Source organism: Rathayibacter sp. AY1E3 (assembly GCF_002932235.1).
Lineage (GTDB): Bacteria > Actinomycetota > Actinomycetes > Actinomycetales > Microbacteriaceae > Rathayibacter.
Map to the genome: position 1 here is coordinate 89756 of NZ_PSVN01000010.1, position 20693 is coordinate 110448.

Sequence of the window (20693 nt, forward strand, 5' to 3'; positions counted from 1 at the left end):
GAGCTCCGAGGCGCTCGACGCCGAGACGGCCCGCTCCCGGCCGAGGCACCGCAGTGGGGCGGTGTCTCGGCGGGGGCGGGCCGTCTCGGCGTCAGCGGCGCGCGTGCGTCAGCAGGTGCGCGCCGGGTAGGCCGCGGTCAGGGCGCCCGCGGTGAGCGAGGCGGCCGGGACCGAGGCCTGACGGGTGGTGAAGGCGGCCGAGGCGCTGGCGCCGGGGGCGGCGGTCAGCGTCTGCGAGGCGCCGAACGGCGAGCGGATGACGACCGAGAGGGGCGTCGTGCCCGTGTTCTTCACCACTCCGGTGAGGACGACCTTGCCCGCGACGCAGCGGGTGGACGCGGTGAGCGTCGAGGTCGGTGCCGTCACCACCACGGTCGCGGTGACCGTGACGGCCGTGGAGCTCGAGAGCCGACGGTCGGCGGCGTTGTAGGCCGTCGATCCGTTCGCGCCCACCCACTGGTTGTCGTTCGCACCGATCGTGCGGACGACTCCGGTGACGGAGTAGCGGCCGGGCGCCGTCGCCACCGCGGAGGTGTTCCAGGTGACCGGCTGCGAGGCGGTGCCCCGGTTGTAGGCGAGCACGACGTCGGCGCGGGCGGGCAGAGCCGCCGCGGCGTCGGTGCCGGAGGCGACCGTCACCTCGCCGAGGTCCGAGCGGACCGCGGAGGCGGCGTCGGCCGAGCGGACCTCGGCGTACTGCCCCGCGGTCAGCGAGACGATGCCGCCGTGCTTGGTCGACGAGGCGAGCGAGAAGCCCGGGTCGGTGAGCTGGGTCCAGCCCGTGTCGAGGTCGTTCGTCACCATCGGCTTGTAGCCGGTCGCGGGGATCACGTCGACGTACAGGTACCAGGTGTCCTCGCCGTGGTCCTTGAACACCGCGGGGCCCTCGACCCCACCGGGGTTGCCGCCGGACCACACCGCGCCGATGCGCGACTGGATCTGCGTCCACGAGGTCGTCGGCAGCCACCAGGTCGCCGAGGTGGTCGACTCCATGTAGATGCCCTTGCCGGTGCCGTTGTCCTTCGAGATCCGGTAGGTCGTGCCGGAGTCCTGGATCAGCGTGGTGTCGATCGTGTCGGCCCCGGTGTCGATGAAGGTGCCGCCGTACGAGTAGGTGGCCTGCGTGAAGTCCGTGGTCGCTCCCCAGAGCACGCGGGAGGATCCGGTGCCCGGCGTGTGCGCCGCGGTCGGGTAGACCGTCGAGGACCAGTAGACGACGAACGCGCCCTTGCCGGGTCCCGCGTAGTCCGGCACCCACGTGGCCTCGGGAGCCCACATCATGCCGGCCTCGAGCTTCTTCGTCCCCGCGGCGTCGAGCGCCACGTCGAACTGGCGGACGTCGCTCCACGACACGAGGTCGCTCGACTCCCAGACGTTCATCTTCGTGCTGCCCTTGGTGGTCCAGTAGCACCAGGTGTCGCAGGTGCTGGGGCCCCGGTCGCCGCCGAAGACGCGGAGGTCCGTGGCGATGATGTAGTACTTCTTCGTGTCGGGGTTGTAGGTCAGGTACGGGTCGCGGACACCGGTGGTGCCGAGGTCGGAGGCCAGGATCGGCTTCGCGCCGTTGAGCGGGTCCCACTTCTCCGGGTCGTCGCCGCGGGAGACGTCGAGGTAGATCTTCTCGGCGTAGCCCTGGGAGTCCTCGACGAAGTGGACCATCATGTAGCCGTAGGGGGTGTCGACGCCGACCTGCGGCTCGACCGTCACGGCGATCGAGCGGGTCTGCACGATTCCGCGGATCGACGCCGTCGCGGTGAGCGTCGAGGCGCGCGCGGCCTGGCCCACGGCGGGGCGGTCGGCGCTGAGGGTGCGGCCGTCGGCCGAGACGCGCAGGGTCGGGTCGCTGGAGGACCAGGTCACCGCTCCCCCGTAGTCGGGCAGGTTCGTGGTCGAGTCGTCGACGGTGAGCGGGGCGACCCCGGCCAGCACGGCGGCGGCGATCGGGGAGAACGTGGAGGCGTGAGGCTTCGCGTCGACGCTCGACACGGCCACCACCTCCGCCCCGGTGAGCGCGCGGTCGTAGACGCGGAACGCCGAGACCTCGCCCGTGTAGAACGGGTCGGGGTACGGTGCTCGGCCGATCGTGTTCAGCGACTGGTCCGCCACCGACGAGGGGCGCAGAGCGGTGGGCGCCGAGGCGACCTGGACGCCGTCGACGAAGAACGAGATCGTGCCGGCGCTGCCGTCGATCACCGAGGTGAGGCTGTACCAGCGGTCGGCGGTCAGGGCGGAGGCGCTGCGGGCGTTGTTCTCGCCGTTCCCTCCGCTGGTCGTGATCGCGGTGCGCACCCGGTCGCGGACGGACGCGAACCAGTACTGGTTCGTGCTGTCGCTGCCGATGTTCCACAGGAAGTGGAAGTTCGAGAGCATCGACGCGTCGGCGCGGGTCTCGATCGTGACGGTGGCCGACGAGCGACCGGTCAGCAGGTTCGCGGGCAGCTGCACCCAGGGGGCGGTGGTGCTGCTCTTGGGGCCGCCGGTGAGGCGGAGCGACGTGCCGGTCCAGAGCGCGTCGGTCGCGTTGCGGACGGTGGCGGCTCCCACGCCTCCGCTCACGGTGTTCGGGACCGTGCTGCCGGTGGTCTGCGTGAACCGGTAGTCGGCGAGGAGGCCCTGCTGCGGGATCACGGCATCGGCCGCCTGCGCGGCCGGAGCCGGGGCGACGAGGCCCGAGAGCAGCACTGCTCCGAGGCCGAGCGCGGCGAGCGCTGCGCGCAGCGGCGCTCGCCGCGCGGGTGTGGTGGTGGGGGGCATGGTGCTCCTTCGGTGGAGTGGTGCGGTTCGGGGAGGGGGAGAGGATCTCGGGGTGCCGAGCCCTGCTCGGTCGAGCAGCGCCGTCAGGGGCGTGTCGGAACCTGTGTGCGGAGCACGAGGGGCTCGATACGCCGCTGGGCGGCTGCTCGACAGGCAGGGAGGGGCAGCCGCTCGACCGGCACGAGGGATCAGCCGCCGGGGTTCATGTCGGTGTACCCGGTGGTCGGGGCGGTGGTGCCGAGTGCCGCGAGGGTGGGCGCCCTCCGCATCACGACGGGGTTGCCCGGGCTGTCGCGACCATGGAGCAGTCGCCGTCGTGGAACTCGATCGCGGGGTCGGCGGTGTCCGGCGCGATCGGGTCGGTGGAGGTCGGCTCGCCGAGGGCGACGGCCGGGGAGGCGGCGGTGTAGGGCAGCGGAGCCACCGCGGCGAGGAGGATCAGCAGCCCGGCCGTGTGGTGGCGCCGGAGCCCCGCGGATCGGGGGAGCTCGGCGTCGACGGGCGTCGATGCGGTCGTCATCGTGACTCCATCGTCAAGGGGCGGCGTGGGGCCCGGAGGCGCACCGTGAGCGGCGCGCCCCCGGGGGCTGGGGGGCTGCGGAGAGGCGCCGGAGGGCGCCAAGGGGAGAGGCCCGGTGGACCTCGGAGAAGAACTCGCCGTGACTCGCAGGATCCGGCGCGACCTCCACCTCGAGGCCTCCGACGCCGCCAGCTGCACGGTTTGTTCACGGTAACAGGGCGTCTGCGCAAACTCAACGGCCCCCGTGAGCGGGGGTGGCATCACTTCACGGCGCCTGCGGTCCGCGCGGTCGCTTTCGTCACGGAGGAAGGATCCGCGGCGCCCCGTGGAACGGCGCAGGCGACGTGGGCCGGATCGGACGTTCGTCGTGAGTCGTGATCAGCACCGCCGTCCCGAGCCGCCGCCCTCCGCCCTCCACCGTCGCTCGGGCCTCCGCCGCCGCTGTCAAGAGGGGAGAGACGGTCCGCGCCCCTCGCCTAGGGTGCCGGGATGCCCCGCACCCGGACGTCCCGCGCCGCCCTCGCCTGGCGGGAGGCGGTCACCGGCTCGCGCCTGATGCTCGCTCTCAAGACGGCGCTGGCGGTCGGCATCGCCTGGGCCGTCGCGCCGCTCGCTCCCGGAGTCGCGGAGCAGTACCCGTACTACGCGCCGCTCGGCGCCCTGGTCAGCATGTACCCGACCCTGATGGGCTCGGTCCGCACCGGACTGCAGACCCTGCTCGGCCTGGCGGCGGGGATCGGGCTCGCCGCCCTCGTGGTGGTCACCGTCGGCCCGACCTGGTGGACGATCCCGCTCGTCGTCGGGATCGGCGTGGTCCTCTCGGGGACGGGGTGGTTCGGCGCGGGCCGCGAGTACGTGCCGATGGCGGCCCTCTTCGTGCTCATCATCGGCGGGGCCGACGCCGAGGACTACTCCCTCGGCTACCTCGTGCAGATGGCGGTGGGCGTGGTGGTGGGGCTGCTGGTGAACGTGGTCGTCGCCCCCGGGCTCACCGTCGAGGCGGCCTCCGCCCGGGTCGACGCGTTCCGGCGCGAGCTCGCGGAGCACCTGCGCCAGCTGGCCGCCGCGCTCGAGGAGACGTGGCCACCCGAGCACGAGGCGTGGGCGCGCAACGGCGAGGAGCTGGCCCGGACGGCGGAGGAGGTCCGCGCGGCCCTCGCGGACGCGGACGAGAGCCGCAAGGGCAACCCGCGCGCGCTGCTGCACCGGCGCGACTCCCGACCCGACCACCTCCGCCTCGAGACGCTCGACGCGATCCTCTTCCACGTCCGCGATCTGAGCGGCGCCCTCGCGGACACCATCTGGGAGCGGCCGGGCGCGCTCCCGTTCGATCCGGCGCTCGGGCCGCCGCTGAGTGAGGCCTGCCGGGCGGTCGCCGACGCGATCGACCGCGACGACGCCGGCTCCCCCGCCGCGCACCGGGCGATCGGGGGCGCGGCCCGCGCGATCCGGCACCTCGTGCAGGTCGTCGACGAGCGGACCGCCGCGACCTCCCGGACCCTCGGGCCCGGCGTCCTCGCGGCGATGCACCTCCGCCGCGTCCTGGTGCGCCTGCAGCACGACGGCGCGGAGCCGCAGGAGGAGTGAGGGCTGGTGTCTTCCTTCCCATACTGATATGGTGATGGGACATCAGGAGGACGGGGACGACGTGGAGCGGACGGTGACGACGACGAGCCTCCGTGGTCGCGCGCCGGAGCGGACGACCACGGAGGCTCGTCTGGCCTTCGGGCAGGCGCTACTCGCAGACGAAGAAGGCGACCTCCACGTAGCCCATCGTCTGCGAACGGGTGTCGACGTCGGAGTTCTCGACGGTCACGCCGGACGCGGCGAAGCTGCTGCCTCCTGCGCCCGTCGACGCGTTGGCCGCGTAGGAGCCGCCACCCCGCACCCACAAGGAGGTGCCGCCGCCGGCACCGCCGAAGTAGCCGCCGCCACCGCCACCGGACGCGTAGGTCACCTGGCGGCTCGCGTTCGTCCTCGGTGCGCCGGCACCGCCGTCGCGCCCGGAGCCCGGGCTGCCGAGAACCGACTCGGTCACGTTCACCGTCGTCACACCGGGCTGCCCCGGCCCGGTCTGGCTTCCGCCGGTGCTCGGAGCCTGCTCGGTGGAGCCGGTGCTGCTGTCCGCGCGCGAGACGGCGCTGTCGTAGCCGGAGCCGCCGACGGGACCGCCGGACCCCGCGTTCGGCCCGACGCGGGCGGACCGGGTGAAGTCGTTCGAGGTGAAGCCGGCTGCGCTACCGCCGCCGCCGCCCGCGATGACGAGCAGGGAGCCCGCGGCGGTGATCCCGCTGGCCCCGCCCCCTCCTCCGGAGCCGATGTAGCCCGGAGTGCCCGGAGCCCCGCCGTTGCCGAGCCCCCGGCCGCCGGCCTGGTTGCTGCCGCCCGAGCCCGCGGTGATGACGATCTCGGACGCTCCGCCGAGCGCGTCGACGGGGATGGTGCCCGTCACCCGCGCACCGGCGCTGGTGACGTCCGACCCGGTGCGGACGCCGCCGCCGTCTCCGCCGACCGCCGTGAAGCGGACCCACTGGGTTCCCGCGGGCACGGGGATCGTCCGGGCCGCGAGCGCGGTGGTCGAGGTGGCGTCGATGCGCTGCGCGTCCTGCAGGGCGCACTGGGGGGCGGTCGAGGCCGACGCCATCGGAGCGGCGATCGAGGCGGCCACAACAGGAATCGCCCATGCGGCGCCCTTCACCACGGTTCGGCGCTGGGTCAGACGATCGGGGGCGCCGGTCGGCGTGCTGGTGTCTTCGTTCTGCATCGGAGTCCTTCTGTCATCGTGCACCCCTGGGTATCGGGGGCAGAGTCGGGTGAGAGGCGCGGGAGGATGCCCGTGCCGCTCCGACAGAGTCGCCTGCTCCGCGACGGGGCACGCCGCTCGAGGCCGCTCTGGCGCGAACCTGCCCTGAGGCGGCGCGCCGCGCCTCCCGCGCCTCATCCTCAGCGACTTCTCCGCAGCGCCGACCAGTCGTGGACGACGTCGCAGATGCCCCGTCGGACTCGCCGATCCGGACCCTCCGAGCGGGCGGCCCGACTCGCAAGCACCCCGGACCGAGCGGCCCGGAGAGCCCGCGACGGGCGAGCGCAGAACCCGACGTCAGTCCGGCGCCGGCCCGCGACGGCCGAACGGGCAGCCCGGCATCAGCCCAGCGCCAGCCCGGTGTCAGCCCGCGTCGGCGAGCAGCGCCTCGCGGTCGAGCCGCTTCGCGTAGCAGCGGGCGCTCGGCTCGTCGCCCCAGTAGCCGTAGCCCGCGATCGGGTCGTAGCCGGCGCTCGCGTAGAGCGCCATCGCCTCCGGCTGCTCCGTGCCGGTGACCAGTCGGAGCAGCTCCACGCCCTCGCGGGCCGCCAGCCGCTCGACGCCGGCGAGCAGCACGCGGCTGAGCCCGCGGCCCCGCGCGGCGCTCACCACGAACATCCGCTTGATCTCGCCGATCCCGTCCTCGACCGCGAGCGCCACGCAGCCGACGAGCCCGCCGTCGACCTCGAGCAGCAGGGTCGGAGCGTCGGCGGGAGGGCGCGGACCGGTGTCGTCGCCGCCGTAGCGGGCGAGGAGGTCGGCCTCCTGCAGGGCGAAGAGGTCCGTGGCTGCCGGGTCTCCGGCCGTGGTCTCGATCAGGCGGTGCACGGCACGATGCTACGGCGCGGCGGCGAGCCCCGCGGCGATCCCGGTCAGCTGCTCGAGCACGACCCGCACGGCCGAGCGCTCCAGCGTCTCGGGCCGGGCGAGGCAGTCGATGTGGCGGCCGAGCCCCGGGATCCCGAGCGGCCGCAGCACCACCTCCGGCGTGCGCCGCAGGTCGGTCGTGTACCGCGGCAGCAGCGCCACGCCGTCGCCCGCCGACACGACCGCCGCCGCGACCAGGAAGTCGTTGATCCGGTGCGGGATGCGCGCGTCGCCGCCCGCGAGGACCGCGATGGCGTCGATCGCCCGCTCCAGGGGGAAGCCCTCGTGCACCGCGACCCACTCCTCGTCGCGGAGGTCGGCGGGGCGGACGACGTCCTTCGCGGCGAGCGGATGGTCGCGCCGCAGCGCGAGGTCGAGCGGCTCGAAGAGGAGGGGCGTCGACCGCACGGTCCCGGGCCACTCGGCGCTGCCGGCGAGCCGGTGCGCGACGACCAGGTCGTGGTCCGCGGTCAGCCCGGCGAAGGCGCTCTGCGCCACGTCGAAGTCGGCGAGCGCGACACCCGGCAGACCCGGTGCGCGCAGCGCCTCCAGCAGCGGACCGAACATCGCCAGCCCCGCGCTGTGGAACGCGGCGACCGAGACCGTGCCGCTCGGCTCCCCCTCGAAGTCCGCGACCGCCCGGGCCGCGCGTTCGAGCGCCACCTCCACCTCGACCACGGCCGCCGCGAGAGCGCGGCCGGCGGGGGTCAGCGCGGTCCGGCGCCCGTCGCGGAAGGTCAGCGCCGTCGGGGTGCGGCGCTGCAGCGCGCTGATCTGCTGCGAGACGGAGGAGGGGGACACCCGCATCGCGGCGGCGACGGCGGCGATGCTCCCGCGCTCGCCGAGCTCCCGCAGAGCCCTGAGCTGTCCGAGTTCCATGAGTTCCAACTTACGCGTCGGCGAAGAAGATGCAGTCTTGTCCTGCGGGTCTCCGTGCCGCCACGATGAGCCGTGCGCGCTCTCCTCTCCCGCTTCCGGGTCGACCTCCTCCTGCTCGTGGTCGCCGCCTCCTGGGGCTCGACCTACTTCGCGGCGAAGGAGCTCGTCACCGACTCCAGCGTGATGGCGCTGCTCGGCTCGCGGATGACCCTCGCCGCGCTGTGCCTGGCCGTGATCGTCGCGGCGCGGCGGCACCGGATCAGCGCGGCGGAGTGGCGGGTCGGCGTGACCATCGGGGCGCTGCTCGCGACGATCTTCGCGCTCGAGACCTACGGCATCGCCGGCACCTCCGCCACCAACGCGGGCCTCATCATCAGCCTGACGATCGTGATCACGCCGATGCTCGACTCCGCCGTCTCGAAGCGCCGCCTCCCGGGCCGCTTCCTGCTCGCATGCCTCGTCGCGGTCATCGGAGTCGCGCTGCTCGCGGGCAACGGCGCCCTCCGCCCGCTCTCCCCCGGCGACCTGCTGATCCTCGGCGCCGCCGTCGTGCGGGCCGTGCACGTCACGTCGATGCACCGCCTCTCGGCGCGGGCGCCGATGGACTCCCTCCGCCTGACCACGGTGCAGCTCGGCACCTGCGCCGTCGTCTTCAGCGCCGCGTCGCTCGTCGTCGGCGTGCCGATCCCCGAGTACGTCGCGGGGCTCGACCCCGTGGGCACCGGCCTGTTCCTCTACCTCGTCCTGGTCTGCACCGTCTTCGGCTTCCTCGTGCAGACGTGGGCGGTCCGCCGCACCTCCCCCTCCCGCGTCAGCCTCCTGCTGGGCACCGAGCCGGTGTGGGCCGCGGTCGTCGGAGTCGCGCTCGCCCGCGACCCGATCGCGCCGGTCGGCTTCCTCGGCATCGCGCTGATCCTCGCGGGCACGGCCTGGGGGCGCTCCCTCGAGCAGCGGACGGCACCCGACGTGCCGACCGCGGCGGCCGCTCCGGAGGCGCTGCTCGCCCCCGAGCCGGAGGACGAGCAACGGCGTCCCGTCGAGCGGTAGCCGGGTCAAGGGACTCGCGTGCGGCGCCCCGATGTGGGGGAATCGGGTCGGGAGGCGTCCGCCGCGGGCGCCGCCGGAGGAGGATCCATGTCGCTCAGCGTGCTGTTCATCGGCGGGACGGGCATCATCAGCGCCGCCTGCGTCCGCGAGGCGCTGCGGCTCGGCCACGACGTGACCGTGCTGAACCGGGGGCGGACGTCGCTCCGCCCGCTGCCCGAGGGCATCCGCGAGGTGCAGGCCGACGGTCGCGACCGCGACTCCGTCACCGCCGCTCTCGGCGACCGGAGCTTCGACGCCGTGATCGACTTCGTCGCCTTCACGCCCGAGCACGTGCAGCAGGACATCGACCTGTTCGCCGGCCGCACGGGCCAGTACGTCTTCATCAGCTCGGCCTCGGCCTACCAGAAGCCGCCGCGCAGCCTCCCGGTCACCGAGTCGACTCCGCTCCGGAACCCCTACTGGCAGTACTCCCGCGACAAGATCGCGTGCGAGGACCTGCTCGTGGCCGAGTACCGCGCGAGCGGCTTCCCGGTCACGATCGTCCGCCCCTCGCACACCTACGACCGGACCGCGCTGCCCGTCGACGGAGGCTGGACCGTCGTCGACCGGATGCGCCGCGGCCAGGAGGTGGTCGTCCTCGGCGACGGCACCTCGCTCTGGACACTCACGCACGCCGACGACGTCGCTGTCGGCCTGGTCGGTCTTCTCGGCGCCTCCGCCGCGATCGGCGAGGCGTTCCACATCACCGGCGACGAGACGCCGACCTGGGACGAGATCCACCGCGACCTCGCCGCGGCGGCCGGAGTCGAGCCACGCCTCGTGCACGTCGCCTCCGACGCGATCGCCGCGGCCGACCCCGAGCTCGGTGCCGGGATCATCGGCGACAAGGCGCACTCGATGGTGTTCGACAACGCGAAGATCCGCCGCCTCGTCCCGGCGTACTCCCCCTCGGTGCGCTTCAGCGACGGCGCCCGCGAGATCGTGGAGTGGTACGACGCCGACGAGTCGCGCCGCGTGGTCGACGAGCGGATGAACGGCCTGTTCGACGCGCTGATCGAGCGGTACCGGCCGCGCCCGCTGTGAGGGTCGGGCGGAGGGGGTGCGCGAGTCCGCCGGCTCCGCCCCTCCCGGCCGCTGCACCCCGCTCGGCTCCTCCACCTGCGCCGGCGCCCCCGCTCAGCCGATCGGCTCGAGCCGCACCAGGAACCCGCCCGGCACTCCCGGCTGCAGCTCCTGGTACTCGGACGGCACGCGGTAGGAGCCCTCGCCGACCGCGGTCACGGTGAACGCGTCGTCCGTGCGGGTCCCCGCGAGGAGGACGGTGTAGACGTCGGTGCCGTCCTCGGTGGTGCGCTTCCCGGCCGCCGCGCCGACCCAGCGGTGCCCGCCCGGATCGGCCGTCGCCGTCTCCCCGAGGGTCGCGTCGATCGCGGCCGGGTCGACGCCCTCGGTGCGGATCCCGTCCTGGCACTCGCGCCAGACGCCCGTGAATCCCGGGTCGGGGTCGGAGTAGCAGAACATCATCGACCCGTCGGGCGCGACGTGCAGGTCGCCGTAGCCGCCGACCACCGGCCCGGAGACGGGGGCGGCCGTGGGCCCGGTCGGCGGCTCGGGGTCGGCCGGCGCGGTGCACCCGGCGAGCGCGAGGACGAGCACCGCCACCGCTCCCGCTCGCCACCTCATGTGCGCAACCTACTGGAGCCGCACCCCCGCCCGTCCGTGTGCCGGGCCGGGAGTCCGCCGGGAGCCGGCCCGCCCTCAGACCAGCCGGCGGCCGCTGAAGCGGTCGACGGGGGCGTCGTGGCGCATCGCCCGCTCGTACATCCGCCGGAACGGCTCGGTGAGCACGCCGTTCGTGCGGTCCAGCGAGTCCTGCCAGGCCACGATCTCCCCCAGCTGCGCGGCGAGATCCTCGCGAAGGGCCGCCTCGTCGACGGTGGTCGAGACGCCCTTCGAGACGACGATCCGGCCCGCGACGATCACGGTGTCGATCGACGAGCCGTTCTCGGAGTAGACGAGCTGGTTCTCGAGCCGCTGGCGCGGGGTGAAGTTCAGCGTCTCGAGGTCGTAGACGACGAGGTCGGCCTGCTTGCCGACCTCGATGCTGCCGGTGACGTCGTCGAGCACGGCGCTGCGCGCGCCTCCGATCGTGCCGGCCGTGAGCACCTCGGACACGGTCGGCCAGGTGGCGATGTCCGGATCCGTGACCTTGTGCAGGAGCGCCGCGGCCTTCACGACGTCGAGCATGCGCGGCGAGTCGCTGCTCGAGCAGCCGTCGGTGCCGAGGCCGAGGTTCACGCCCGCGTCGTGCAGCGCGCGCCACGGGGCGATGCCCGAGCCGAGCTTGAGGTTCGAGATCGGGTTGTGCGAGACGGACGTGCCGGCGGCGGCGATCCGCTCCATGTCGGAGTCGGTGAGCCAGATCCCGTGGGCGAAGGTCGTGTTCGGCGAGAGCGCGCCGATCCGCTCCATGTACTCGACCAGGGTCGAGCCGTAGGACAGCTCGCCGGTCACCAGCTGCGTCTTCGTCTCGAGGACGTGGATGTGGCACTCCGCCCCGTGCTCGAGCGCCAGCTCGGTCGCCCCCACGAGCAGCTCGGGCCCGCACCGCTGAGGAGCGGACGGGGCGACCATGAAGCGCAGCCGCCCGCCTCCCCTCCCGTGCTGGGTCGCGAACGCCTCGCGGCTGAAGGCGAGGTAGCCCTCCGTCGTCGGGCGCGACGCCGACCGCGCCTGGTCGAGGATCTCCGCGGGCACGTACTCCTCGAGGAACGGCATCGTCTCGTGGAAGGGCCTGCTGATCACGTGGCCCGAGATGTTGGCGCGGACTCCGATCTCGTCGTACGCGTCGAAGACCGCGGCGAGCTGCTCCGCGTCCTGGTCCGGGTTCTCGAGCACGTCGTCGACCAGGGTCGTGACCCCGGCCTTCAGCGATTCGAGGGCGAAGAGCGACGAGCGCAGCCGCACCAGATCCGGAGCGACGCGGCTGTTCCCGAGGATCGGGTACGACAGCAGCATCCACAGCTCGAGCGGCAGATTGTCGTAGCGGCCCTTGTAGAGGTACTCCCACGAGTGGGTGTGGGCGTTGACGAAGCCGGGGACGACCAGGCGGTCGCGCCCGTCGATCACCTCGTCGCCCGGCTCGGGAACGAGGCCCGGGCCGATCGCGACGATCAGCTCGTCGACGATGCGGATGCTCGCCGTGATCGGGACGGCGCCCGAGACCGGGTCCATGGTGATCACGGCGGCGTCGGAGAGGAAGAGGGGCATGGCGGTTCCATTCGTGGTGCGGGGTGGGACGGGGCGGGCCGGCTCGCGAGGGGGCCGGCCCGCGGAGGGGCTCGGGCTCAGCCGCGGACGGGCTCGGGCTCCGCGGCGACCGGCGCGGCCGACTCCCGGCGCTCGACCCAGGCGGGAGCGTCCCGGCCGAGCAGGAGGTAGGCGATGCCAGCCGAGACTCCGCCCGCGAGCCACGAGACGTCGACGCCGCCGAGGGCGGTCGCGGCCGGACCCTGCAGGGCGGGCACCGAGCCGTTCATGAACAGCCAGGTCAGGGTCGCGCCGATCGCGAAGGAGAGCAGCGCCCGCCAGCGGACGTCCGGCAGCAGCGGCGAGCCGACGGGGGCGAACAGGTGCCCGAAGGAGCGGACGCGCGGCTCGAACACCGTGTAGTGCACCAGCACGATCGCACCCCACGGGGCGACCCAGCCGACGAGGCCGACCAGCCACGCGTCGAGCGTGGTGGCGAGGTCGTCCTGGAACACGAAGAACACCGCGGCCGCGAAGGCCAGCACGCCGACGATGAGGCTGAGCGCGCGGCGCCCGAGCCTGATGTCGAGGGCCTGGGTCGCCATGCCGAACGAGTAGATGTTGAGGACGTTGGTCGCGATCGGACCATGCACCACCAGGAGCAGCACGGGGATCGCGAGGGCGCCGAAGTTCTCGACGATCAGCTCCCCGGGATCCACGGAGCCGTTCTTCGTCGCGAGGGTCGCGCCGAGGACGCCGAGCCAGACCACCGGGATGAACTGGCCGAGGACGCTGGCGAGGTAGAGCCCCCGCTTCGAGGAGCGGGGTCCGACGAAGCGGGAGTAGTCGCCGGCGTAGGCGAGCCAGGTGAGGCCCCAGCCGATGCCGATGGCGGTCATCACGATGGACATGGCCGCGATGCGGTCGCCTCCGGTGAGCGCGCCCTCCGCGGGGCCGGCGTAGGACCAGTCGATGTCGAGGAAGAACCAGGCGACGACCGACATGATCGCCAGCACCAGGAGGGTCGGCGGCACGGTCCAGCGCTCGAAGGCGGCGATCGCGCGGTAGCCGAGGAAGGAGATCGCGACCTGCACCGCCATGATCACCGCGGCCACCGCGATCTTCCAGCCGACGTTCGCCTGCTCCGGGTCGACGACGCCGACGGAGCCGAGGAGCGCGATGACCAGGTCGAGGACGATCCAGGTGTTGATGGCGCACCAGCCGATCACGACCACGGCCTGGATCGCGGCCGGGACGTAGTTGCCGCGCCGGCCGAAGATCGCCCGTCCCACGAGCATCCCGGTCGCCCCCGTCCGCTGGCCGAGGAGGACGAAGAAGCCGAACACCGCCATCCCGACGACGTTGCCGAGCACGAGGACGGTGACGGTGTCCGCCAGGCCGAGGCCCATGTTCACGCCGAGGGCGCCGAGCACCCAGTTGATGGGGGCGATGTTGGCGCCGGCCCAGATCCAGAACTGCCCGTCGAGCCGGGCGGTGCGCCGGGAGTCGGGCAGGGGACTCAGCGCGTCCTCGGCGTCGGCGGTGCCGTGCAGGGTGTCGGTGCTCATGGCGGATCCTCTCGGGGAGGGAGATGAAGGGGAGGGCGGGGCGCCCGGTGAGGCTCCACTCTCGTGCGGACCCGTTTCGGGCGGCGCGTCCGCGTGTAAATTCGCCGTGACGCGAGAGGACGTTCTGTATGGCCTACCTGCTGTCGGACGCGATGCGGGATCCGCGCCTCGCCGCCATGCTCCCGGTGGTGGCCGCCGGGCACGCGGCCGCCGAGCGCGCCGTGATCCGCTGGGCCCACACGAGCGAGCAGCTCGACATCGCGCCCCTCCTCCTCGGAGGCGAGCTGCTCCTGATGGAGGGCGCGCTCCTCTCGACCGACCAGGACCCGGCGGAGTGCCGCGAGTACGTGCGGTCTCTGGTCGACGCGGGAGTCGGCGCCCTCGCTCTCGAGCTCTCGCCGCGCCTGCCCGCGGTGCCGCCGCCGATCGTCGCGGCGGCCGACGAGCTCGGCCTCCCCGTGCTCGCCCTGCCCCGGCGCGTCCCCTTCGTGCAGGTCTGCGAGAGCATCAACACCCACCTCACCGAGCAGAAGTTCCGGAGCATCCGACTGGCGGACAGAGTGTCCGGTCTGCTGGCCGACGCGGCCTCCGGGGACGCGGGCGTCGACGAGCTCCTGCAGGTCGTCGCCTCCGCGACGGGCGCCTCCGCCTCGCTCGTCTCGCTCACGGGCGACGAGATCGCCCGCGCCTCGCCCGGGCCGGGCGTCGACACGGAGCCGACGGCCGGGACGTTCTCGAACGTGCTGCACGCGGGCGACTCCCTCCTGGGCACCCTGCATCTGCGGGCCCACGCCGACGCCGACCTCCACGCCGTCGCCGTCGCGCTCGACCGGGCGCCGGACGTCCTCGCGATCGCCGTGCTCCGGCACCGCCCGCCGTCGGTCACCGAGCGGCTGACCGCCCAGCTCTTCGCGATCGCATCTGTCGAACGCGCGGACCCGGCGGCCGACCTCCAGATCGACGCCTTCCTCGGCCGCCTCGGCGCCGGCTCCCGGGAGCGCTACCTCGGCGTCCGGGCCGACACCGGTCACGACGACCGGCGGCTCCGCGCTCTGCTCCGCCTCCTGACGGGCGCAGGAGCGGATCCCGGCCCGGTGCTCTGCGTGGCCGGCTCCGAGCTGCTGGCGCTGCTGCCGTTCGCCACCGCCGCCGCGATGGAGGAGGGCCGCGCGGAGCTGCTGCGCCTCGGCGCCGCCCTCGACTCGGACGCTCTGCTCTGCGTCGGCAGCGGGCTCGGCGGGCAGGAGCGGGTGCCCCGGGAGCTGGCGGAGGTGCGCGGCGCGCGCGAGTGGGCGCCCGCAGGCGGAGTCGTCGACTCGCGCCAGTACCGCCTGGAGCGGTTCGCGAGCTCTCTGCAGGACGATCCGGAGGCGGACGACCTCGTCGAGGAGGTGCTCGGGCCCCTGCGCGCCCAGCGCGGCGAGCTGCTCGCCACCCTCGAGGCCTTCGCGTCGCTGTGGGGGAGCAAGACGGCGACGGCGGCCGCGCTCGGCATCGGCCGGCAGACCCTCTACGACCGGCTCGCGCGGATCGAAGAGCTGATCGGCCCGCTCGACTCGTCGCCGGCCCGCGCCCGGGTCGTCATGACCGCCGTCTTCCTGCACCGGGCGCGCGCGGCGCTCCCGGCGGGCCCGCCTCCGGTCGGGCGGACGTTCCCGCCTCCCGCCGAACGCTGACGCGGCCGGACGGGATCGAACGGCTCAGGCGGGCAGCAGCTCCGCGACGAGCGCCTGCACGCGGGCCCTGATGTCGTCGCGGATCGAGCGGACCTCCTCGAGCGGTCGGCCCTTCGGGTCGGCGAGGTCCCAGTCCTCATAGCGCTTGCCCGGGAAGACGGGGCAGACGTCGCCGCAGCCCATCGTGATCACGACGTCGGAGGCCTGGACCTGCTCGGTGGTCATCAGCTGCGGGACGGCCTGCGAGATGTCGATGCCCTCCTCCGCCATCGCCTCGATCGCGATCGGGTTGATGCTGTCGCCGGGCTCGGAGCCGCCGGAGCGGACCTCGACGGCGCCGCCGGAGAGGGCGCGGAGGTAGCCGGCGGCCATCTGCGAGCGGCCGGCGTTGTGGATGCAGACGAAGAGGACGGTGGGGGCGGCCATCGGGGCTCCTGGTGTCGAGGGGCGGTGCTCGGAGGAGCACGGGGCGAGGGTAGCGCGCCCGGGCGAACGGCTCGCGCGCCTGCGGAGCCGGAGGAGACTCCGACGGCCGGGTCGGGAATATACCCCCCGGGGGTATGTTGCACTCCCCTGGACCGAACCGGAGGAGACACCATGACCGACCACGCCCACCACCACCCGACCACCTGGCGCGCCGCCGCCCTCGCGACCCTGCACTGCCTGACCGGCTGCGCGATCGGCGAGGTCCTCGGCATGGTGATCGGCTCCGCCCTGGGGCTGCCCGCCCTGGCGACGGTCGCCCTCTCGATCGTCCTCGCCTTCGTGTTCGGCTACGCGCTCACGCTGCGGGGGGTGCTCCGCTCCGGAGTGACGTGGCGCGCCGCCGTCGGCATCGCGCTGGCGGCCGACACCGTCTCGATCGCCGTGATGGAGGTCGTCGACAACACGGTGGTGCTCGCGATCCCCGGAGCGATGGACGCGGGCCTCTCGTCCGGCCTCTTCTGGGGCTCGCTCGCCGGCGCCCTGGCCCTGGCCTTCGTCGTCACGACCCCGGTGAACCGCCTGCTCATCTCCCGCGGCCGCGGCCACGCGGTCGTCCACGGCCTGCACGGCTGAGCCGCGCGGGCCTCGACAGGGCGCCTGCGGCGGCTGCTCGACCAGCAGGAGGCGCGTGCCGATCGAGCCGCCCGGGCCGCGGGCGCCGCGAGATCCCGCCGGGCGTCAGCCCTGCAGGCGGCGGTAGTGGCGGTTGCGAACCGAGAGGATCGCGCCTCCGATCACCGCCGCGAGGAACGAGCCGGCCAGGACGCCGACCTTCACGTGGTCGTCGGACTCGCTGCCCGCGCCGAACGAGAGCTCGCCGACGAGCAGCGACACCGTGAATCCGATGCCGGCCACGAACGCCATGCCGATCACGTCCACCCAGCGGAGCGACGGATCCAGGCCGATGCCGCGGAACCGGGTCAGGAGGAAGGTGCTCCCGGCGATGCCGAGCGGCTTGCCGAGCACGAGGCCTGCGATGATGCCCACGGCGATCGAGTCCTGGAACGAGTCGACCAGGCCCGTGACTCCGCCGACCGTCACTCCGGCCGAGAAGAACGCGAAGACCGGCACCGCGACCGCGGTCGAGAGGACGCTCCAGCGATCGGCGAAGTGGGCGGCGAGGCCGTCGTAGACCGGGCGCCCCTCCGCGTCCGACCCCACCTGCACCCGGGCGCGCTTCGTCGCGACGACCGGCACGGTGAAGCCGAGCAGCACGCCCGCGACCGTGGCGTGGATGCCCGAGGCGTGCACGAGCGCCCACGTCGCCACTCCGAGCGGGATCAGCACCCACCAGGCGCGCACGCCGCGCTGCACGCAGACCGCGAAGACCGCCAGCGGCACCAGCGCGAGCAGGAGCATCAGCACGTCGATGCCGGCGGTGTAGAAGACGGCGATGATCGTGATCGCGATGAGGTCGTCCACCACGGCGAGCGTGAGGAGGAACGTCCGCAGCGCCGGCGGGAGGAAGCGGCCGACCACGGCGATCACCGCGACGGCGAAGGCGATGTCGGTGGCGGCGGGGATCGCCCAGCCGTCCAGCGCGGCTCCTCCGCGGGGCAGGTTCACCGCGGTGAAGATCAGGGCGGGGACGGCCACGCCGCCGACGGCCGCGACGATCGGCACGAGCGCCGTCTTCGGGTCGCGGAGCTTGCCGGCGACGAACTCCTCCTTGAGCTCGAGCCCGACGACGAAGAAGAAGATCGCGAGCAGGCCGTCGGCCGCCCACGACCCGACGCTCAGCTCGAGGTGCAGGGCCTCGGGGCCGAAGCGGAAGTCGCGGACCGCGCTGTAGAGCGCGGACGCGGGGCTGTTGGCGACGATCAGGGCGAGGAGGGTCGCGGTGAGCAGGAACGCTCCGCCGACCGTGTCCTTCTGGAGGGTCTGGCGGAGTCCCCGCCAGATCGAGTGGGGGGCCTGATCGGCGGGCAGGGGCTGGTGCGGCATGAGGGGTTCCGTCCGGAGGGGTGGGCGTGCGCGGGGACGCGGCCGCGGGCTCCGGAGGAGGGGCGGTCGCGGGTCAGCCGCGCGGCGGCGGGCAGCCGGCGATCTCGCCGTGCGCGTTCGTCCCCCACGAGCTGAGCCATCCATTCGTGCCCGAGGCGCGCTTGGTCAGCAGCTGCCGGGTCGGGTACGCCGCGGCGGCGCGCGCGCGGGCGCGGCTCAGCGGAGGGAGGGTCAGGGGCACCGCACCAGGGTACCGGTGGCACCCGCGAGGGGGCCGGGTGTGCACGAGCGCTCGGAGGAGGAGCCGCCCCTCCCGCCGCCGAGCCACCTCGCCCGCTCCACTCAGGGGACCTCGTGCCCCCGGCCCGCCTGCCCGCCGAGCAGCGGGCGCAGCGCGGTCGCGACGGCGTCCGCGCGCTCCTCGCCGCCGAACCAGGCGTTGCCCGCCCGGACGAGCGGGTAGGCGGCCTCGAGGAGGTCGCGCCCCGCCGGGGTCAGGGCGATCCGGGAGTGACGGCCGCGGCCGCGCTCGGCGCCCCGGTCGAGCAGGCCCCGCTCCGCCAGCCCGGCGACCAGGGCGGTCATGCTCTGCGGGCGGACGCCGACGGCGCGGGCGAGGTCGGCCTGCGTCAGCCCGTCGGCCGCCGAGAGCTGTGCCAGCACGCCGAACTCGACCGGGCTGAGCCCGACCGGCGCGAGCGCGTCGCCGACCCGCCTCGCCAGGTCGCGGGCGGCGCGGATGACCGTCCAGGCGGCGATCGCGTCGACGTCGTCGCGGGTCAGGGAGAACTCCGAGGACATGGACCGAGCGTAGCGGCGTAGTCTTCGAGTATCAGTTAGTTGATACCTAGGAGGAATCATGAGCGATGTGATCGCGATCACCGGAGTCACCGGCGACGTCGGCGGCAAGACCTTCGAGCGGCTCGTGGCGGCCGGCGCGCCCGTCCGCGCGATCGTCCGCCGGCCCGAGCAGGCGGCGGCCCTCGCGGCCCGCGGCCTCGACGCACGGATCGCCGACCTCGGCGACGGGGCCGCGCTGACCGCCGCCCTCCGGGGCGCCGACCAGCTCTTCCTGGTCACCGCCGCCACCCCGCGCCAGGCCGAGCACGGCGCCACCGCCGTCCGCGCCGCCCAGGAGGCGGGCGTCCGCGCGCTCGTGCAGCTCTCCGGCGGCGACGCGGCCGAGCACTCGCCGCTCCCCTGGGGCCGCGCGATCTGGCGGACCGACGAGCGGGTGCGCGCCTCCGGGCTGCCCGCGACGATCCTCCACGCCTCGGGCTTCCTGACGAACCTCGAGCCCTCGGCGCCCGCGATCTCGCGCGGTCTGCTCCCGCAGACGATGGGGCGCGGCGTCATCCCGTGGATCGACACCGCCGACATCGCCCGGGTCGCCGCGCACGTCCTCGAGGCGGGAGGGCACACCGGCGCCGAGCCCGTCCTCACCGGACCGGCCCTGCTCGACGGACCCGGCGCCGCCCGCGAGCTGACCGCGGGCCTGGGGCGGCGCGTCCGCTACCTGCACCTGCCCAGCCGCGTGTTCGCCGGGGTCCTGCGCCTCGCCGGCATGTCCGCGTGGCAGGCGGAGGGGCTCCGTCGGCAGTTCGGAGTCGTCGCCCGCCGCGGCCTGGACGGCGTCGACGTGCTCACCGACGAGGTCGAGCGGATCACGGGGACGCCGGCCCGCTCGACGGCCGACTGGGCGCGGTCCCGCCGCTCCGTGCTCCTCGGACGGGAGCAGCCGCGACCCCTGCACGCTCCACCCGGCACCGGTACCCCTACCCGTGGATCCGCCGCAGGCGCATCGTAGGGCTGTGAAGCAGATCCAGTACGCCGGCGCGACCTTCCAGGTGGGGGACGCGGTCGCCGACGCACTCGTCTCCTACGCCTCCGGGCTCGCCGCCCACGGCCGCACCGACAGTGTCGAGCTCCCCGTGCTCGGCGGCGACGGCCACGCGACGGTCGTGACGCTGCTGCTCAACTCCGCGACGAGCCTCTTCGTCTCCGGCGCTGCAGGCCTCCTGCCCGGGCTCGACGAGAAGGCCGTCGCCGCCGACCTCCGCCAGCGGACGCAGTGGCTGGACGCGGTCCCGGCGGTCACCGCCGTGGAGCCGAGCGCTCCGGAGGACCTGATCTGGCTCGAGTTCCCGGAGGTCGCGGCCCTGATGGACCCCGAAGCCGGCGCCCACTCCCCCGCGACGCTCCACCTCGTCGAGCACTCGCCGCGGCGCGACTCCCTCGTCTTCACCGTCGTCTACGTCAGCACGCTCGACCGCGACCTGGGCTCGGGGGAGATCCGCCGGCTGCTCGAGACGAGCCGCCGCAACAACGTCGAGCACGGCGTCTCGGGGATGCTCGTCTTCCGCGGCCGCCGCGTGATGCAGCTGCTCGAGGGCGAGGAGTCGGACGTGCGCTCGCTCTACGCGCGGATCCTCGCCGACCCGCGGCACGAGGGCGTGGTCACCGTCTGGACCAGCGTGCACGAGCAGCGCCGGTTCCCGGACTGGTCGATGGGCTTCGACGAGCTCGACCTGCCCGTCGAGCGGCCCGCCTCCTGGCCCGAGCCGGACCTCCCCGAGCAGTCGATCGACGCCGTGGCGGACGACTACCTCCGCCGCCGGTCGGAGGCGCTGCGGAGCGCGCTGGTGAGCAGCGACCCCCTCGTCGCGAGCCTCGCCGTCATCCTGCACGGGCACCGCCCGGAGCGCGTCCTCGAGGGCGGCGCCGGAGTGCGGCTGCGCTGCGCCGAGTGCCGCGCCTTCGACGCCCACGACGGGTACGACTCCTACCCCTGCGCGACCGCGAGGACCGCGATCCAGGCGCTCGAGGCGGCCTGACGCGAGCCGGGCGGCCGTGCGGGATCACCGTCCCGGGCGCTCCGAGCGCACCCCCTTCCGCGGGTC

19 protein-coding genes are annotated in these 20693 nt (G+C 74.1%); 7 read left to right on the top strand and 12 right to left on the bottom strand.

What is annotated here, in order from left to right; all coding sequences use genetic code 11:
• Positions 1-108: 108 nt before the first annotated feature.
• Positions 109-2754 carry a LamG-like jellyroll fold domain-containing protein gene (locus tag C5C53_RS10245; RefSeq protein WP_104257749.1) on the bottom strand — a complete coding sequence of 882 codons (2646 nt, stop codon included), beginning with the start codon at positions 2752-2754 and terminating at the stop codon, positions 109-111.
• Between the two features lie 268 nt (positions 2755-3022).
• Complete coding sequence (locus tag C5C53_RS10250) at positions 3023-3274, bottom strand: hypothetical protein (RefSeq protein ID WP_104263513.1); 252 nt, start codon at positions 3272-3274, stop codon at positions 3023-3025.
• A gap of 489 nt (positions 3275-3763) precedes the next feature.
• Between C5C53_RS10250 and C5C53_RS10255 the strand changes: the two genes are divergently transcribed.
• Entirely contained in the window at positions 3764-4861 is a 1098-nt protein-coding gene (locus C5C53_RS10255) for an aromatic acid exporter family protein (RefSeq protein WP_104267473.1), read from the top strand.
• Between the two features lie 148 nt (positions 4862-5009).
• Here C5C53_RS10255 and C5C53_RS10260 read toward each other — a convergent pair whose 3' ends face one another.
• From C5C53_RS10260 to C5C53_RS10270, 3 genes are all read right to left on the bottom strand, one after another.
• Positions 5010-6038 carry a hypothetical protein gene (locus C5C53_RS10260; RefSeq protein WP_104269301.1) on the bottom strand — a complete coding sequence of 343 codons (1029 nt, stop codon included), beginning with the start codon at positions 6036-6038 and terminating at the stop codon, positions 5010-5012.
• A gap of 402 nt (positions 6039-6440) precedes the next feature.
• Positions 6441-6905: a GNAT family N-acetyltransferase gene (locus C5C53_RS10265; protein WP_104226986.1), complete on the bottom strand. Its 465-nt coding sequence runs from the start codon at positions 6903-6905 to the stop codon at positions 6441-6443.
• Between the two features lie 9 nt (positions 6906-6914).
• Positions 6915-7823 (bottom strand): LysR family transcriptional regulator, encoded by a 909-nt coding sequence (locus tag C5C53_RS10270; protein ID WP_104263509.1) that lies wholly within the window; start codon positions 7821-7823, stop codon positions 6915-6917.
• A 72-nt stretch (positions 7824-7895) separates the two neighbouring features.
• Here C5C53_RS10270 and C5C53_RS10275 point away from each other — a divergent pair, with 72 nt between their 5' ends.
• A complete protein-coding gene (locus C5C53_RS10275) occupies positions 7896-8870 on the top strand; it encodes a DMT family transporter (protein WP_219813972.1) in 975 nt (324 codons plus the stop codon).
• Positions 8871-8957: 87 nt separating this feature from the next.
• Positions 8958-9953 carry an SDR family oxidoreductase gene (locus tag C5C53_RS10280; protein ID WP_104267475.1) on the top strand — a complete coding sequence of 332 codons (996 nt, stop codon included), beginning with the start codon at positions 8958-8960 and terminating at the stop codon, positions 9951-9953.
• A 93-nt stretch (positions 9954-10046) separates the two neighbouring features.
• On the opposite strand, the gene C5C53_RS10285 is transcribed toward C5C53_RS10280, so the two are convergent.
• The 3 genes from C5C53_RS10285 to C5C53_RS10295 all read right to left on the bottom strand — a co-directional run bounded on the left by C5C53_RS10285 (position 10047) and on the right by C5C53_RS10295 (position 13687).
• A complete protein-coding gene (locus tag C5C53_RS10285; protein WP_146084665.1) occupies positions 10047-10553 on the bottom strand; it encodes a hypothetical protein in 507 nt (168 codons plus the stop codon).
• A gap of 75 nt (positions 10554-10628) precedes the next feature.
• Positions 10629-12140, bottom strand: a complete 1512-nt coding sequence (locus tag C5C53_RS10290; protein WP_104267477.1) for an amidohydrolase family protein — start codon at positions 12138-12140, stop codon at positions 10629-10631.
• A gap of 77 nt (positions 12141-12217) precedes the next feature.
• Positions 12218-13687, bottom strand: a complete 1470-nt coding sequence (locus tag C5C53_RS10295; RefSeq protein WP_104234359.1) for a cytosine permease — start codon at positions 13685-13687, stop codon at positions 12218-12220.
• Between the two features lie 128 nt (positions 13688-13815).
• Here C5C53_RS10295 and C5C53_RS10300 point away from each other — a divergent pair, with 128 nt between their 5' ends.
• Entirely contained in the window at positions 13816-15363 is a 1548-nt protein-coding gene (locus tag C5C53_RS10300) for a PucR family transcriptional regulator (protein ID WP_104267478.1), read from the top strand.
• A gap of 24 nt (positions 15364-15387) precedes the next feature.
• On the opposite strand, the gene C5C53_RS10305 is transcribed toward C5C53_RS10300, so the two are convergent.
• The gene (locus C5C53_RS10305) at positions 15388-15789 is read right to left on the bottom strand and encodes an arsenate reductase ArsC (RefSeq protein ID WP_104222419.1); all 402 of its coding nucleotides are present in this window, start codon (positions 15787-15789) and stop codon (positions 15388-15390) included.
• 171 nt (positions 15790-15960) lie between these two features.
• On the opposite strand from C5C53_RS10305, the gene C5C53_RS10310 reads away from it, so the two are divergent.
• Positions 15961-16422, top strand: coding sequence for a DUF4396 domain-containing protein (locus C5C53_RS10310; protein ID WP_104234357.1), 462 nt, complete (start codon positions 15961-15963; stop codon positions 16420-16422).
• A gap of 105 nt (positions 16423-16527) precedes the next feature.
• Here the strand turns inward: C5C53_RS10310 and nhaA are convergent, their stop codons facing one another.
• The 3 genes from nhaA to C5C53_RS10320 form a co-directional block, all read right to left on the bottom strand.
• Positions 16528-17793 (bottom strand): Na+/H+ antiporter NhaA, encoded by a 1266-nt coding sequence (gene nhaA, locus C5C53_RS10315; protein WP_104267479.1) that lies wholly within the window; start codon positions 17791-17793, stop codon positions 16528-16530.
• Positions 17794-17866: 73 nt separating this feature from the next.
• On the bottom strand, positions 17867-18034 hold the full coding sequence (locus tag C5C53_RS17135; protein WP_181027217.1) for a hypothetical protein: 168 nt from the start codon (positions 18032-18034) through the stop codon (positions 17867-17869).
• A gap of 101 nt (positions 18035-18135) precedes the next feature.
• Positions 18136-18594 carry a MarR family winged helix-turn-helix transcriptional regulator gene (locus C5C53_RS10320; RefSeq protein ID WP_104329220.1) on the bottom strand — a complete coding sequence of 153 codons (459 nt, stop codon included), beginning with the start codon at positions 18592-18594 and terminating at the stop codon, positions 18136-18138.
• Positions 18595-18652: 58 nt separating this feature from the next.
• Between C5C53_RS10320 and C5C53_RS10325 the strand changes: the two genes are divergently transcribed.
• Complete coding sequence (locus tag C5C53_RS10325; protein WP_104222415.1) at positions 18653-19600, top strand: NAD(P)H-binding protein; 948 nt, start codon at positions 18653-18655, stop codon at positions 19598-19600.
• Between the two features lie 4 nt (positions 19601-19604).
• Complete coding sequence (locus C5C53_RS10330) at positions 19605-20627, top strand: BLUF domain-containing protein (RefSeq protein ID WP_104250016.1); 1023 nt, start codon at positions 19605-19607, stop codon at positions 20625-20627.
• Positions 20628-20693 lie beyond the last annotated feature (66 nt).